Consider the following 14092-nt stretch of genomic DNA (forward strand, 5'->3'; position numbering starts at 1 on the left):
AAAAAACCGGACAGCGCGAAGCGGTGTTCCGCGTTTTTCACACGAACGAAGTGAAGTGTAAATCCCCTTTAAAGGGGAAAAATGATGGATTTGGCGGCGGTGTGCGTGTAAAGTACCGCTGAATATGATGCTGAATCCAAGCGACATTTACACCAAGCCGCGCCTTGAGATGGTGGAGCAGCAGTTGGTGCGCCGCGGCATCCGCGACGAGCGGGTTCTCGGCGCGATGCGGCAGGTGCCGCGCCATGCGTTCGTGGACGAAGCGCTCAGCTTTAAAGCGTACGAAGATTATCCCTTGCCCATCGGCGAGAAGCAGACCATCAGCCAGCCATATATGGTCGCGGTGATGACCGAATTGCTGGAGTTGAAAGGAACCGAAAAGGTGTTGGAGATAGGCACCGGCTGCGGCTATCAGACGGCCGTTTTGAGTTTGCTGGCGGCGCAGGTATACTCGATAGAACGTATCGGCCCGCTCCTTTTCAAGGCGCGGAAAACGCTGGAAGGGCTGGGCATACACAACGTCGCCCTCAAAGTGGGGGACGGCACGCTGGGGTGGAAAGACTTTGCCCCCTACGATGCCATTTTGGTGGCGGCGGGTGGGCCGGAAGTGCCGAAACCGCTGCTGGAACAACTTGCCGCCGGGGGGCGGATTATCATCCCGATTGGCGGCGAAATGGGCCAGATGCTGAAACGGGTCACCCGGACGCCGCGCGGTTTTGAGGAAACGGCCAGCACCCCCTGCACGTTCGTGAAACTGGTGGGGCAGTACGGCTGGCGGGAAAACGGGGATATCGAATGAGCAACGAAAAAATCACCTACAAGGACGCGGGGGTCGATATCGACGCCGGCACGGAATCATTGCGCCTTATCAAGCGCCATGTCGAATCGACGGTGAACAAAAACGTCCTCTGGGGGCTTGGCGCTTTCGGGGGGATGTTCGATCTTACCGACATCGTGAGAGAGTACAAAAAGCCGGTGCTGGTGCAAAGCATCGACGGCGTCGGCACCAAGCTGATGGTGGCCAGCATGGCGGAAGACCACAGCACCATCGGCATGGATATCGTGAATCACGGCTGCAACGACGTGCTCTGCCAGGGGGCGAAGCCGCTGACGTTCCTCGACTACGTGGCGATGAACCGGCTGCTCCCCGCGCAGATGGAAGAGATATTGCGCGGCATGGCCGCCGCCTGCCGCGATGCGGGCGTGGTTATCCTGGGGGGCGAGACCGCCGAACTTCCCGGCATGTATCAGGCAAAAGAGTACGACGTGGCCGGCATCATCACCGGGGTGGTGGAGCGGGATGAAATCGTAAACGGCCGCACACTGGCCGCCGGACAGGTTCTCATCGGCCTCGCCAGCAACGGGCTGCACACCAACGGCTACACGCTGGCGCGCAAGGTCTTCTTCGACATGGCGAAACTGGGCGTACACGACGCGCCGAAAGGATTCGACCGGAGCGTGAAGGACATCCTCCTCGCGCCGCATGTGAATTACGCCAACGCCGTATTGGCCTTTTTGAAAAAAACGAAAGTGCATGCCATCGCCCACATCACCGGCGGCGGCTTCAAGGACAACATCGTCCGCGTGGTGCCGGAAGGCAAGCGGCTGACCGTTAAGCGCGGCACATGGCCGGTGCTGCCGGTGTTCGGTTTCATCCAAAAGACCGCGGGCGTGGCGCAGGAGGAAATGGAGCGCGCCTTCAACATGGGTATCGGTCTGGTGCTGGCGGTGGACAAAGCGGACGAAAAGACGGCGCTGGATTTTTTTAATGCCAACGGCCACGCGGCCTACAGCATCGGGCTTGTCGCCGACGGCCCGCGCGGCGTCGACGTGGTGTAAGGCATCGCACTTTAGCCGAAAATGGTGCCGGGAGCCGGAATCGAACCGGCACAGGCGTTTCCACCCGAGGGATTTTAAGTCCCTTGCGTCTACCAATTTCGCCATCCCGGCAAGGGAACAGTCAGAATTGTACACGGCGGGGAAGCTTTAAGTAAAAAAAAAGGGCGGCTGTTGTACGGGCGGGTTTAAAACCCGCCCCTGCGGCAAACCTGTCCCCGCGCTATTTAGCCAAAATATGTTTGGCGATTTTCGCGTCTTGCAGTTTGATGTGGTTCAGCAGCCAGTCTTTCAGGAACCACATCAGGTTCGCTTCAAGGCCCGGTTCCTTGGTCTGAAAACGCTTACTGTAGCCGAGCACTTCCGCCACCAACTCGGCGTGAAGCTTCCGGTGCCCATCCAGCCCCGGGTAGCCATGCCGCTCCTGCAGACGCTCTTCGTCGGCGAAATGGGTGATGGTATAGTCGACGAGTCCCTGCAGCACCTTTTCGGTTTCGGCCGCGGTGCCGGTTTCCATCGAGGCGTGCAATTCGTTTATCAGTTCCACCAGCCGCATATGCTGCCGGTCAACTTCCGAAATGCCTATTTCATAGTCCTCTTTCCAACTTATGTAGGCCTCTCCGTCCGCCGTTATTTAATGCCCTTCGCGTTTGAGGTCTTCGCCCGTAATGAGGCGGGTGAGATCGTTCACATGGTCATACAGGGTTTCCGCCTGCGCGTTCAGCTCTTCCGCCGCGGCGGCCGATTCCTCGGCGGTGGCGGCGTTCTGCTGCGTTACCTTGTCCATCTGGGAGACCGCCTGATTGACCTGTTGCACGCCGTTCGACTGCTCGGTGCTGGCAATGGCGATCTGGGCAACACCGCTTCCCACTTTTTTCGTCGATTCGGATATTTTTTCAAAGTTCTCGGCGAGTTTTTTCACTATTCCCTCGCCATTGCCCGCCTGCCGCACGGCGTTTTCTATGAGCGCGGCGGTATCCTTGGCGGCGGTGGCGGAACGCTGCGCCAGATTGCGCACTTCCTCGGCCACCACCGCGAAGCCTTTGCCGTGTTCGCCGGCGCGGGCCGCTTCCACGGCGGCGTTGAGCGCCAGCAGGTTGGTCTGGAAGGCGATCTCCTCGATGACCTTGATGATCTTGGATATTTCGCCCGACGATTTTTTGATGGATGCCATGGACGACTCCATCTCCTTCATGGCGGCCGCCCCTTCCATGACAGTTTGTTCGGAATTTTTCATGGCGCTTGCCGCCTGCGTGGCGTTTTGGCTGTTGGAGGTGCTTGTTTCGGATATATGCTGCAACGAAGCGGCGGTCTCTTCCAGAGATGATGCCTGCTGGGTGGCGCCGCTGGCCAGCGCCTGGCTGGCGTTGGAAATTTCGGCGGAAGCGCTGGCGATCTGGCCGGAGCCTTCGATCAACCCATGAATAACCACATTGATGGGCTGGATCACCTTGCGCCGCACGAAGAACAGGACGAATAAAAACACCGCCACGGCAAAGGCGAGCAGGCCGGTGTTCAGAATCATGGTATTGCGGGCTTTCGCGCCGATCTCGGTGGCGGCTTCGGCCGCCAGTTCACCGATGGTGTTGGATATGGCGAGGCCGGTGTCTATCGCCTTGGTGGCGCGCGTTATCCATTCGCCGCCGTTTACCGGGTATGGCTTGCTCTCGGCGTTGGCGGTGTACACCTGTTCACGCAGTTGCTGGTAGGAGCCTAAAAATTCCTTTTCAAAAGCGTCGATGGTGGCCACAAGTTTGGGCGGTGTGGAGGAAAGCGTTTTCAGGGCCAGCACCTGCGCCGCGGCGTTATCCACGATGGAGCGCCACGCCTTCAGCGTTTCCACCTGCGCGGCGGGAATCGGCTCGCCGGCGGCTATGCGTGAGCCGAGGGCCGCCCGCTCGCGCCCCGCATATTCGCACAGCGTGGCGGCGTTGGCCCGCACCACCGAGTTGTAATACAGCACCTGCTCGCGTTGGTCGCGCGGCGAGAAGATGGTGTTGCGCAACGCAAATTCGGCGTCAATGTTTTTGGTGGCGGCCTTCACCCAGTCGGGTACCGCCATCCCCTTTGATTTCACGCGCGGACGGCCATCCCGCAAATCCTTTAAGGTGGACTGCCAGGCGGAAAGCTTGCTTGCCACGTCGGCATCCTTTTCCAATTTTAAAAGGAGTTCAATCTCTCTATTGGCCTCATCGGCATCGGCGTCCCCCTTGCTCCCCAACTCGGCGTATCTGGTTAACAACGCGTCGGCGGGTTTGTCGCTCCCCAAAATGGTCGCGCCCACCCCGCGCTCTATCGCCTGCCAGCCGGCGGCGGCGTTCAGGTGTCCCGCGGCGCGTTGCATGATGTCATAACGCTTCGCCATCCCGCGTTCGCCGCGGGCCTGGTCGATGAGGAACAGGGCGAGGACGAGCGAAACGAAGAGCATGAGCGTGAGCATCGCGGTCATCTTTGCCTGGAGGCTTTTCATAAACCCGGTCTCCTCAGTCTAAGGGTATAACAATCGGTTAAAATGCAACGTGCCGTGTCAGGTTGCCGCGAACGAAGTTTTCGGCGCACTCCCCACGTACGGCTTCTCCCCGAACAATAATAACGTGTTTTTGCGGCGGATGCCAATACCGGATTTAATTAACAGGGAGCGGATAAGGTATAATTCCCCGGATGGATATGAAACGCGGAACCGTTACCGCCAGCGGCGGCTTCTCGCTGGTTGAGCTGCTGATCGTGATGGTGATCCTCGGCCTTTTGGCCGGACTGGTGGGTCCCCGCCTGTTCAAGCATGCCGACACCGCCAAACAAAAAGACGCGGCGGTGCAGATCGGCATGTTTGAGGAGGCGCTCGATCTCTACCGGCTGGAACACCACAAATATCCCTCCACCGAAGAGGGGCTGGCCGCCATCAAGCCGTACCTGAAAAAAGACCTCCCCGCCGATCCGTGGGGGAACAGCTATCATTACAAAGCCCCCGGTGATAACGGCCGCGAGTACGACATCGTCAGCAACGGCGCCGACAACGCGCCGGGGGGCGAAGGGATCAACGAAGACATCGTCAGTTGGAAATCGCTCGGCAAATCCGGCGGGTAACCGCCCTTTCCCCGTCATCCCCGCGAAGGCGGGGATCCAGAAATAGTATCGAAGCTTCCCTCATCGGCCCGTTGGGCCGACTTGTTGCCGCTTCGCGCCAATGTACAGACTAAAGTCCGTACCTACCTAAAGAAATTCTTTTCCCGTCAGGCGAGCTACAATCCCCGTTCGAGCGCGCGGTACTGGATGGCCTCCGCCATATGCTCCGGTTAACCCCGTATCCCCGCTGAATCACCTTGGTTGATGAACAGTCACCAACCGTCTACAGGTGTTCCATCCCCCATTTTTTCAGCGCAACGATAACCTGCTTTAAATGCATTCCCTTTTCGGTCAATTTATATTCAACGCGGGGGGGGATCTCCGGAAATATCTTTTTTGAAACGATCTTGTGCTTTTCCAGATGCCGCAGCCGGTCAGTGAGCGTTTTGGGATTTATATGATTAAGGGAGCGGCGCAGGACTCCGAAACGCTTGGGGCCGCCCATAAGATCCCTTAGAACCAGCATGGTCCATTTTCCATCCAGAATTTCCAGGGATCGGCGCACCGGGCAATCGGAAGCGCACGCGGCATCATATTTATTTTGCCGTGATTTTTCCTTTAAAATCGCCATCTAATACCTTTCATGACCATTAGTTACCTTTTCGCCACTACTTTACATTCTATATCAGGACGTTATAAATGGGTCAATTAACTTAAAAGAAGGAACGGATTATGTTGAAATTTTTCAAGGTCGTCTTGATGCTTGCCCTTTTGCTTTTCCCGGCGATTCCGCCGAATGCCGCCGTGGCGTCCGGGATTTCGATAGAGACCGATCCCGTGACATTTCCGCTAAGCGGATATGCCCTTCATGCTTTCTATCGGCCTGAAGGTATCAGTAGGTTATCCATTGGGGCCGGAACCTATTCGTTGAAGTTGCCGGATATTTTTATCGGCATGAACAGTAACAATAGTGACAAAGGGTGGTCCGCCAGGATAAACGGGGGCGCCTCCCTGTTCGTCGAATATGACCTGACGGAGGAAAAGGATACCCCGTACGCCGGGCTCCAATTGGGTTCGCAGGAGTATCGGATTGAGAACGGAGGAGCAAGCTCATCATTTGCAATTTTTCTTGCCATGCTTTCCATTGGCTATCGATGGCATATTGCCGGTTCCGAACATTTCTACTTGAAACCGTGGGCGGGGGTTGGCTACCAGTCAAAGGTCAGGGGGGACAACTGTGTCGGCGCCCAATGTTACGATGTTCAACCGGCGTTGGGGTTTGCGACCTTTCATGTGGGATATACGTTCTAATGCGGAATTGGCTGGGAGCGGCATTCTTCCGCTGGCTGCAACGCCAGCGGTTTTACGCCGATGTTCACGCGGAAGCGGTGAGCGCGGTTCCCAGCCGCGGTCTATGGCACGACATCGGCTGCGGGCCGGGGCTTATTCCCGGCATCGCATCGGAGAGGGGATTTGCCGCAGTGGGGTTCGACATGAATCCGGCATCGGTAATCATGGCCCAAAAGCTTTATCCCAAGGTGCACTTTTTCAATCAGGATCTCGATACGCTTGCCGCAGCGCATGGTGAAAAACCGGATGTCATCTCCATCTCTTCACTTCTTTTCGTTCTGCCCGACAGGGTGGCGGCGTTGAACAGGGTGTGGGGGATGTTAAAGCCGGGGGGATACCTTCTAATCATTGAAACCGGCAGCTTAATGAATTTGCCGAATGTCATCAAATATTCGATCAGGCAAGGTCGGTTTTCATTTGGCCTCTGTCTTTGGGGTATTGCCCGCTCAGGCGCAACGGTGGAAGACGAAGTCCTCAGATGGGCAAAAGACCGGAAGCTTGTGGAGGAACAGAAACCTCTGGGCGGGATGCTGCATGTGTGGGTGTTCCGAAAGGAGGTATAGGCGGGGAGCGATTCAGCATTACAACTGAATGGGGGGCTAGGCGATAAATCTACTCACAATCCCCGTTCGAGCGCGCGGTATTGGATGGCCTCCGCCATATGCTCGGTGCGGATGTCGTCGCAACCGGCGAGGTCGGCGATGGTGCGGGCCACCTTCAAAATCCGCGAGTGGGCGCGCGCCGAAAGGCCCAGCCGCTCCATCGCCATCTTGAGCAGGTTTTCCGATTCCGGCCCCACCCTGCAGTGCGTTTTTATCTGCTTGGATCCCATCTGCGCGTTGCGGTAGATGCGGCTTTTTGCGAACCGCTTTTTCTGGCGGCTCTGCGCCATGTCCACCCGCGCGCGGATGGCGGCGGATGATTCGCCGTCGGCATCCCCCTTCAACTCCTGATATTTCACCGCCGGCACGTCCACCTGTATGTCGATGCGGTCCAGCAGCGGCCCGGAAATTTTCTGGCGGTAGCGGCGTATCTCCAATGTGGTGCAACGGCACTCCTTCACCGGATCGGTGGAAAAGCCGCAGGGGCAGGGGTTCATGGCGCAGACCATCATGAACTCCGCCGGAAACGCGACCGACGAAGACGCGCGCGCGATCACCACCCGCCCGTCCTCCAGCGGCTGGCGCAACACCTCCAGCGCGCTGCGGCGGAATTCCGGCAACTCAGCGAGAAAGAGCACACCGTGATGCGCCAGCGAAACCTCGCCCGGCAGCACCGGATTGTTGCCGCCCCCCACGAGGCCGGCGTCCGACACGGTGTGGTGCGGCGCGCGGAACGGCCGGCGCGAGAGCACCGAAATGTTGCGTCCCAGCAGGCCCGCCACGCTGTGGATGCGGGAGCAGTCGATGGCCTCTTCCAGCGACCAGCCGGGCATCACGGTGGGAAGCCGCCGGGCGATCATTGATTTGCCGGAACCGGGGGGGCCGATCATAAGAACGTTGTGGCCCCCCGCCGCGGCCACTTCCACGGCGCGGCGCACGTGGTATTGCCCCTTCACGTCGGTGAAGTCCACTTCGTCTTCCACCGTGGCCCCCAGCCCGAACAGCATCGGCTTGGCCTTTTCGATGGCGGTTTCGCCCAGCAGCCACCCCACCGCCTGGGCTAGTGTTTCCACCGGGTAGACATTCACCCCCTCCACCACCGCCGCCTCGCCGGCGTTGTCGGCGGGACAGAGCAATCCGGCGGCATGGCGGGCTTTCACGGTCACCGCGACGGAGAGCATCCCGCGCACCGGCTTCACCCGTCCATCGAGGGCCAGTTCGCCGATGATGAAAAGGTCATTGAGCCGCTCGGCGGGGATGATTCCCTGCGCGGCGAGGATGGCCAGCGCTATCGGCAGATCGAACGCGCTCCCCTCCTTGCGGACGTCGGCGGGGGCGAGGTTCACGGTGATTTTCTTTATCGGCATTTCGAAACCGGAATTTTTCAACGCGGCGAGAATGCGGTTTTGGCTTTCCTTCACCGCCGCGTCCGGCAGCCCCACGGTGATGTAGAAAAATGCGCCGGGGGTGAGATCGACTTCCACTTCCACGGGAAACGCCTCGATGCCGAGGTGTGCGGCGCTGAACAGCTTTGCGATCATTACCGGGAATTAGACCGCACGGCGGGCGGCGGGTCAATGCCTATCCCGTCTGTGATAGGATAGGACAAGTTGTAACGGAAGGGACACAGATATGAAGTGGTTTGAAGAAAAGGGGCTGGGGTTTAAAATCCTGGCGTCACTTACCTTTATCCTTTTGCTGACATCCGCCGCCAATACCTTCTGGACACACCGCCAGCTCAAACAGACCGTGCTTAAAGGGGCGGAACAGCGGGCGCTGAATTTAAGCGAATCCATCCTCCTTACGCTCAACAACATGATGGCGCAGGGGACGATCGGCGAGCGGCGGCAATATCTTAACTCCTTCGCCACGTTCAAGGGGGTGCGCGAAGTGCGGGTGATCCGCGGCGCGGACGTGGATGAGCAGTACGGCGAGGGTCCGGCCGGGGAAAAGCCGCGCGACGAAGTGGATAAGCGGGTGTTGGCCAGCGGCAAAATGGAATCGTTGTTCGTGATGGAGGGCGGCGCGCACGGGTTGCGGGTGGTGATTCCGTTCCTTATGTCCAAAGAGTGGGGTGAAAAAACCGGCATCAACTGTTTCGACTGCCATCAAGGGAGTGAAGGAACCGCCAACGGCGCGTTGAGCCTGGTTATTCCGCTGGCGGACGCGGAAGCGGAAATTTTGAAGAACGACGGGGTGATGGCGCTTTTTTACACGGCTGAATTCGCCGTTATATTTTTATTTTTCTTCTGGATGATCCGCTACCAGGTGAATACCGTGCTGATGCGCATATCCGGCAAGTTGCGGGAAACCACCGGCAAGGTAACCGGCGCTTCGCACTTGATGGCGGAAGCCAGCGGCGAACTTTCGGAGGGGGCGGCGCGGCAGGCCAGTTCGCTTGAGCAAACTTCGGCCTCGCTGGAGGAAATATCATCGATGGTGCGCCATACCGCCGATAACGCCAAAGAGGCCAACACGGTGATGCGCGGCGCGGCGGCGATGGTGGATGAGGGGAACACCTCCATGAAACACCTTGTACAGGCGATGGAACAGATCAAGGACTCCTCCGCCGAGGTAGCCAAAATCATGAAAGTGATCGAGGAGATCGCCATGCAGACGAACCTCATATCGCTCAACGCCTCGATTGAGGCGGCCCGCGCGGGCGAACACGGCAAAGGGTTTGGCGTGGTGGCCGAAGAGGTGCGCGGCCTCGCGCGGCGCAGCGGCGCCGCCGCGAAAGACACCACCCGGTTGATTCAGGACGCCGTCATCCGCGCCCGCGAAGGGGCCGATATTACCGCCAGCACCGTGCAAACCTTTGAAAAAATCGCCGCGCTTACAACGCGGGCCGCGCATCTGGTGGAACAGATCAGCAACGCCGCCAGCGAACAGGCTATCGGCATCGACCAGATCAACAAAGCGGTGACCGAGATGGATTCCGTTACGCAACAAAGCGCCCAAAAGGCGCAAGAGGCCGCCAGTCTGGGCGTTTCGCTGGACGGTCAAACGAAGGAACTGGCGGACATCATTCACGAACTGAATGTCATCGTAAAGGGGGTCTACGCCGGGCGGGAGTGAAAAGAAAAAGGGGCGCGGTCTCGCAATCAAGTATCAGGCGTCTTGCGCCACTTGATAATCCGCGCTCACCGCGCCCCTGCGATACAATATAATCGGCTTATGCGCGTTCGCGCACCTGATTCCCCTTGAGCTGTTCGGGCATCTGCTTGTCACGCGGCGCGGCGGCGCCCAGTTTTTCCTTCGATTTTAATTGCGACTTGTAGCTTCCGCCCCCCGGCTCGTGCCGCTGTGCGGATTTGGTGGAAGAGGCGCGCGACTCGGTGGCGCGCGACGCCTGTGCCTGCGTATTCTGTGTTTTCATAAAAAGTCCTTTCTCCCCGCCCGCGTATGTATTGTCAGGCGCTCTTGCTGACGCCGTTCCCTTTTCCTTCTTCGGCGACGAACTGCGCCAATTGCCGGCCGCGGCGGGCGACCCCTTTTTCGGTGGTTTTCATCGTGGACTCGCGCACTTTCTCTTTGCCGGTTTTTTGCGTATTGGCGCCAATATCCTCCAGCGCCTTCCGGCTGCTCTGGCGCACGGAGTGAAGCAACGCCTGGTCAATTGAGGGCATACGGTTACCTCCTCATTCAAGTTTAGAGCCGGTTCCCCGGCCTGTCAAACGGCGGCGGGAGTTCGGGCTTGACCTTCCCGCGGGGCTATGGTTTCCTAGCGGCTGCATCCGTGCCCGGCACCGTGCAAAAAGGGGGAAACGCAGCGTTGCTGCACGAGGTTTAACATCCTAAGTTAGAGAAATGGGTAATCCAGATATGGGAGCTATTTTCAGTAATCCAATTACCACGGCGGCCTTGATTTCCGGTGTCATCACCATCGCGTATGCGTTCTATCTCATCGTTGACATCAAAAAACATTCCGAAGGGAACGAGGTGATGCGCGAGATCGCCCTCGCCATCAAGCAGGGGGCCATGGCCTACCTGAACCGCCAGTCCAAAACGATCGCCGTTATCGGCATGATCTTTTTCGTTCTTATCTTTTTCACGTCCGGCACTTCCATAGCGCTTGGCTTTTTGGCCGGCGCGATTCTCTCCGGCCTGGCCGGCTACATCGGCATGACCGTTTCGGTCAACGCCAACGTCCGCACCGCCGAGGCGGCCCGGCACGGCATGGCCGCGGCGCTTGACGTCGCGTTCAAAGGCGGCTCGGTCACCGGCCTGATGGTGGTGGGCCTGTCGCTCATCGGCGTCACGGTCACCTATCTTCTCACCGGCGATCCGGCGCAGTGCATCGGCTTCGGCTTCGGCGCCAGCCTTATTTCGCTGTTCGCCCGCGTCGGCGGCGGCATTTACACCAAAGCGGCGGACGTGGGGGCCGACCTCGTCGGCAAGCTGGAAGCGGGCATTCCCGAAGACGATCCGCGCAACCCGGCTGTCATCGCCGATAACGTGGGCGACAACGTCGGCGATTGCGCCGGCATGGGGGCCGACCTTTTCGAGACCTACGCCGTCACCCTTATCGCCGCCATGATCCTCGCCATTACTTCAAAGGATGTCATTGAACTCTACGGGAAGGACAACGCGGTTCTCTATCCGTTCGCGCTCGGCACCGTGGCGGTGCTGGCGACCATCGCCGGCACGTTCTTCGCCAAATTGCCGAAAAGCCAAAACATCATGATGGCGCTGTACAAAGCGCAGGCGGTCACGGCGGTTATTTCGCTCATCGGCTTCTGGTTCGTCACCAACAGCATGATGGGCGGCAAAATGGCGCTGTTCGGGGCGGCCGCGGTCGGCCTCGTCGTCACCTTCCTGATTACCGTCGTGACGGAATACTTCACCTCCACCGATTACACCCCGGTGCGGAAAGTGGCGCAAGCCTCCGAGACCGGCGCCGGCACCAACATCATCATGGGGCTTGCCATGGGCATGAAGAGCACCACGATACCGGTGTTGATAATCATCTCCGCGATGATGGCGGCGGGCTGGTTCGCGGGCGTCTACGGCATCGCCGTGGCGGCGGTCGCCATGCTCTCCTCCACCGGCATGGTGATCGCGATGGACAGCTACGGACCGATCACCGATAACGCGGGCGGCATCGCCGAGATGTCCAACCTGCCCAAAGACGTGCGCAAGATCACCGACCAGCTCGACGCGGTGGGCAACACCACCAAGGCCGTCACCAAGGGCTACGCCATCGGCTCGGCGGCGCTTGCCGCCGTGGTGCTGTTCCAGGCGTATTCCGATACCATCGCAATGAACGCGGGCAAGGAAATCGCGTTCCTGCTTACCGACCCCAAGCTCATCGTCGGCCTGTTCATCGGGGCCGGGTTGCCGTTTCTCTTCTCCGCATTCTGCATGGAAGCCGTCGGGCGCGCGGCGCACGGGGTGGTGCATGAAGTGCGGCGGCAATTCAAGGAAATCCCCGGCATTATGGAGCGGACGGCGAAGCCTGATTACGCCACCTGCGTCGATATCGTCACCGCCGCCGCGCTGAAGGAAATGGTTATGCCGGGCCTGCTGGCCGTGTTGGCCCCCATCGTCGTCGGCTTCCTGCTGGGACCGGTGGCGCTGGCCGGCGTGCTGGGCGGCGTCATCGTGTCGGGCCTGATGATGGCCTTGATGATGTCCAACGGCGGCGCCACGTGGGACAACGCGAAGAAGTACATCGAGAATGGCCTCCACGGCGGCAAAGGCTCCGACGCCCACAAAGCGGCGGTTGTCGGCGATACCGTCGGCGATCCGTTCAAGGATACGGCCGGCCCGGCGCTGAACGCGCTGATAAAGGTCATCAACACCGTGTCGCTGATCCTCGCCCCGCTGCTCATCGGCAAGCTGTAAGCAAAGCCCATACGCCCGCCGCGCACCCCGCGCGGCGGGCTTTTTTATGCGTAATTCCCCGCTAGCGGGCGAGTGTGAAAGCGGCTTCGATGGCGAAGAGCATTGACGACGGGTCGGCCTTCCCCTTTCCCGCGATGTCGAACGCAGTGCCGTGATCCACAGATGTGCGGATGAAGGGCAGACCCAGCGTGATGTTGGCGCAATTGCCGAACGACACCGCCTTGATGGCGACCAGCCCCTGATCGTGGTACATGGCCAGAAACGCGCCGTAGCGGTCGCGCACCCGCGGGGCGAAACTGGTATCGGCCGGCAGCGGCCCCACCGCGTCTATCCCCGCTTTCCGCGCCGCCGCGATGGCGGGGGCGATGATGCGCGCTTCCTCGTCCCCAAAAAGTCCGCCGTCGGATGCGTGGGGGTTGAGGCCGCAGACCCCTATCGGTTTTTTCAGCCGCAACGATTTGTGCATGAGGGTCAGTTTTTCCAGAATCGCTTTTTCCGTCACCCCCTTGATGGCATCGCGTAACGATAGATGGGTGGTGAGCACCACCACCTTCATGGCAGGCGAGGCGAGCATCATGGCGTACCGCTTCGTGCCGGAGAGGGCCGCCAGCATCTCGGTATGGCCGGGGTAGGGGATACCGGCCAATGCCAGCGCCTTTTTGTGTATCGGCGCGGTGATGATGCCGCGCACCTCTCCCTTCAGCGCAAGCTCCACCCCGGCGGCGATGTAGACGGCGGCGGCCCGCCCGGCGGCGCGGTCGATTTTCCCCGGCGCAACCCCTTTGGGGGGAAGCGCGCGTATTTCCAAAAACGCCGCGTGTCCCGGGGGCGGTAGCCGCCCGGCCCCGTATGGAGAAAGCTTCACGCCGCGCAAAAGCCGCGATGCGGTGCGCGTAAGCGCCACGTGGTCGGCTATCAGCACCAATTGCCGTCGCCGTGATGGCGGTACAAGCGCCAGCGCCTTTAATGCCACTTCGGGGCCGACCCCGGCGGGATCCCCCACGGTGATAGCGAACCGCATTGCCTTTTTTTCCATCCCCGTATTCTATCCCACTCCGCGCCCCTCTCCCATCGGTTGTCATTATGAGGGAGCGGCGGAGCGAAGATGCGGCAGCGAAATGCAATGAGGCTCGGAATGGAAATGACCAAACCGGGCCGGAAGTCCGCTGAAGCGGAAATGGAGCCAGCCGCGTACAAACCGCCGCGGAAATACCCTTGTAGGGCGAAGAATCCCTTTCGGGGAAAAGAGGGAAATACTAAGGAAGTCGTTAGTAAGGCGACATGATTATGCGGCATAACGTACATTCGGCTCGTCAAAGAACGAGCGTACCTTTTTCTGGTTGCGCTGTAGCGATTTCAAATGACCATGAGCCTTCTTCCTCAGATCGTCCGGC

The 14092-nt window shown here is 59.5% G+C and carries 14 protein-coding genes and 1 tRNA gene; 7 read left to right on the forward strand and 8 right to left on the reverse strand.

Going from position 1 to position 14092, the window contains the following annotated elements; translation table 11 throughout:
• The first annotated feature begins 127 nt into the window (after positions 1-127).
• Together HZA03_11435 and HZA03_11440 are read left to right on the forward strand one after the other, a co-directional pair.
• Positions 128-799: a protein-L-isoaspartate(D-aspartate) O-methyltransferase gene (locus HZA03_11435; protein ID MBI5638569.1), complete on the forward strand. Its 672-nt coding sequence runs from the start codon at positions 128-130 to the stop codon at positions 797-799.
• A complete protein-coding gene (locus tag HZA03_11440) occupies positions 796-1839 on the forward strand; it encodes a phosphoribosylformylglycinamidine cyclo-ligase (protein MBI5638570.1) in 1044 nt (347 codons plus the stop codon). The genes HZA03_11435 and HZA03_11440 overlap by 4 nt, the downstream gene beginning before the upstream one ends.
• 22 nt (positions 1840-1861) lie before the next feature.
• Here the strand turns inward: HZA03_11440 and HZA03_11445 are convergent.
• From HZA03_11445 to HZA03_11455, 3 genes are all read right to left on the reverse strand, one after another.
• A tRNA-Leu gene (locus HZA03_11445) sits at positions 1862-1950 on the reverse strand.
• 109 nt (positions 1951-2059) lie between these two features.
• A complete protein-coding gene (locus tag HZA03_11450) occupies positions 2060-2470 on the reverse strand; it encodes a bacteriohemerythrin (GenBank protein MBI5638571.1) in 411 nt (136 codons plus the stop codon).
• On the reverse strand, positions 2471-4306 hold the full coding sequence (locus tag HZA03_11455; GenBank protein ID MBI5638572.1) for a methyl-accepting chemotaxis protein: 1836 nt from the start codon (positions 4304-4306) through the stop codon (positions 2471-2473). It abuts the gene before it with no gap.
• A 191-nt stretch (positions 4307-4497) separates the two neighbouring features.
• Between HZA03_11455 and gspG the strand changes: the two genes are divergently transcribed.
• Positions 4498-4920, forward strand: coding sequence for a type II secretion system major pseudopilin GspG (gspG, locus tag HZA03_11460; protein MBI5638573.1), 423 nt, complete (start codon positions 4498-4500; stop codon positions 4918-4920).
• 262 nt (positions 4921-5182) lie between these two features.
• On the opposite strand, the gene HZA03_11465 is transcribed toward gspG, so the two are convergent.
• Entirely contained in the window at positions 5183-5530 is a 348-nt protein-coding gene (locus HZA03_11465) for a helix-turn-helix transcriptional regulator (GenBank protein ID MBI5638574.1), read from the reverse strand.
• Between the two features lie 101 nt (positions 5531-5631).
• Between HZA03_11465 and HZA03_11470 the strand changes: the two genes are divergently transcribed.
• Positions 5632-6210 (forward strand): hypothetical protein, encoded by a 579-nt coding sequence (locus tag HZA03_11470; protein MBI5638575.1) that lies wholly within the window; start codon positions 5632-5634, stop codon positions 6208-6210.
• Entirely contained in the window at positions 6210-6812 is a 603-nt protein-coding gene (locus HZA03_11475; protein ID MBI5638576.1) for a class I SAM-dependent methyltransferase, read from the forward strand. Before HZA03_11470 ends, HZA03_11475 begins: the two co-directional genes overlap by 1 nt.
• Positions 6813-6865: 53 nt before the next feature.
• On the opposite strand, the gene HZA03_11480 is transcribed toward HZA03_11475, so the two are convergent.
• Complete coding sequence (locus tag HZA03_11480; protein ID MBI5638577.1) at positions 6866-8392, reverse strand: YifB family Mg chelatase-like AAA ATPase; 1527 nt, start codon at positions 8390-8392, stop codon at positions 6866-6868.
• Between the two features lie 91 nt (positions 8393-8483).
• Between HZA03_11480 and HZA03_11485 the strand changes: the two genes are divergently transcribed.
• Complete coding sequence (locus HZA03_11485; GenBank protein MBI5638578.1) at positions 8484-9929, forward strand: methyl-accepting chemotaxis protein; 1446 nt, start codon at positions 8484-8486, stop codon at positions 9927-9929.
• Between the two features lie 97 nt (positions 9930-10026).
• Here the strand turns inward: HZA03_11485 and HZA03_11490 are convergent, their stop codons facing one another.
• Both HZA03_11490 and HZA03_11495 read right to left on the reverse strand, forming a co-directional pair.
• Positions 10027-10230: a hypothetical protein gene (locus tag HZA03_11490; GenBank protein MBI5638579.1), complete on the reverse strand. Its 204-nt coding sequence runs from the start codon at positions 10228-10230 to the stop codon at positions 10027-10029.
• Between the two features lie 34 nt (positions 10231-10264).
• Positions 10265-10480: a hypothetical protein gene (locus HZA03_11495; protein ID MBI5638580.1), complete on the reverse strand. Its 216-nt coding sequence runs from the start codon at positions 10478-10480 to the stop codon at positions 10265-10267.
• Positions 10481-10676: 196 nt separating this feature from the next.
• Here HZA03_11495 and HZA03_11500 point away from each other — a divergent pair, with 196 nt between their 5' ends.
• Entirely contained in the window at positions 10677-12698 is a 2022-nt protein-coding gene (locus tag HZA03_11500; protein MBI5638581.1) for a sodium-translocating pyrophosphatase, read from the forward strand.
• A gap of 61 nt (positions 12699-12759) precedes the next feature.
• Here the strand turns inward: HZA03_11500 and pdxA are convergent, their stop codons facing one another.
• A complete protein-coding gene (gene pdxA, locus HZA03_11505) occupies positions 12760-13734 on the reverse strand; it encodes a 4-hydroxythreonine-4-phosphate dehydrogenase PdxA (protein ID MBI5638582.1) in 975 nt (324 codons plus the stop codon).
• Positions 13735-14092: the final 358 nt, after the last annotated feature.

The sequence above is a fragment of the Nitrospinota bacterium genome (assembly GCA_016217735.1).
In the GTDB taxonomy this organism is placed as follows: domain Bacteria; phylum Nitrospinota_A; class UBA7883; order JACRGQ01; family JACRGQ01; genus JACRGQ01.

Excerpts from the sequence above, each read along its gene's own strand:
- HZA03_11435 (MBI5638569.1), top strand. The coding sequence starts at position 128 with ATGCTGAATCCAAGCGACATTTACACCAAGCCGCGCCTTGAGATGGTG.
- HZA03_11440 (MBI5638570.1), top strand. The coding sequence starts at position 796 with ATGAGCAACGAAAAAATCACCTACAAGGACGCGGGGGTCGATATCGAC.
- HZA03_11455 (MBI5638572.1), bottom strand. The coding sequence starts at position 4,306 with ATGAAAAGCCTCCAGGCAAAGATGACCGCGATGCTCACGCTCATGCTC.
- gspG (MBI5638573.1), top strand. The coding sequence starts at position 4,498 with ATGGATATGAAACGCGGAACCGTTACCGCCAGCGGCGGCTTCTCGCTG.
- HZA03_11465 (MBI5638574.1), bottom strand. The coding sequence starts at position 5,530 with ATGGCGATTTTAAAGGAAAAATCACGGCAAAATAAATATGATGCCGCG.
- HZA03_11470 (MBI5638575.1), top strand. The coding sequence starts at position 5,632 with ATGTTGAAATTTTTCAAGGTCGTCTTGATGCTTGCCCTTTTGCTTTTC.
- HZA03_11475 (MBI5638576.1), top strand. The coding sequence starts at position 6,210 with ATGCGGAATTGGCTGGGAGCGGCATTCTTCCGCTGGCTGCAACGCCAG.
- HZA03_11480 (MBI5638577.1), bottom strand. The coding sequence starts at position 8,392 with ATGATCGCAAAGCTGTTCAGCGCCGCACACCTCGGCATCGAGGCGTTT.
- HZA03_11485 (MBI5638578.1), top strand. The coding sequence starts at position 8,484 with ATGAAGTGGTTTGAAGAAAAGGGGCTGGGGTTTAAAATCCTGGCGTCA.
- HZA03_11490 (MBI5638579.1), bottom strand. The coding sequence starts at position 10,230 with ATGAAAACACAGAATACGCAGGCACAGGCGTCGCGCGCCACCGAGTCG.
- HZA03_11495 (MBI5638580.1), bottom strand. The coding sequence starts at position 10,480 with ATGCCCTCAATTGACCAGGCGTTGCTTCACTCCGTGCGCCAGAGCAGC.
- HZA03_11500 (MBI5638581.1), top strand. The coding sequence starts at position 10,677 with ATGGGAGCTATTTTCAGTAATCCAATTACCACGGCGGCCTTGATTTCC.
- pdxA (MBI5638582.1), bottom strand. The coding sequence starts at position 13,734 with ATGGAAAAAAAGGCAATGCGGTTCGCTATCACCGTGGGGGATCCCGCC.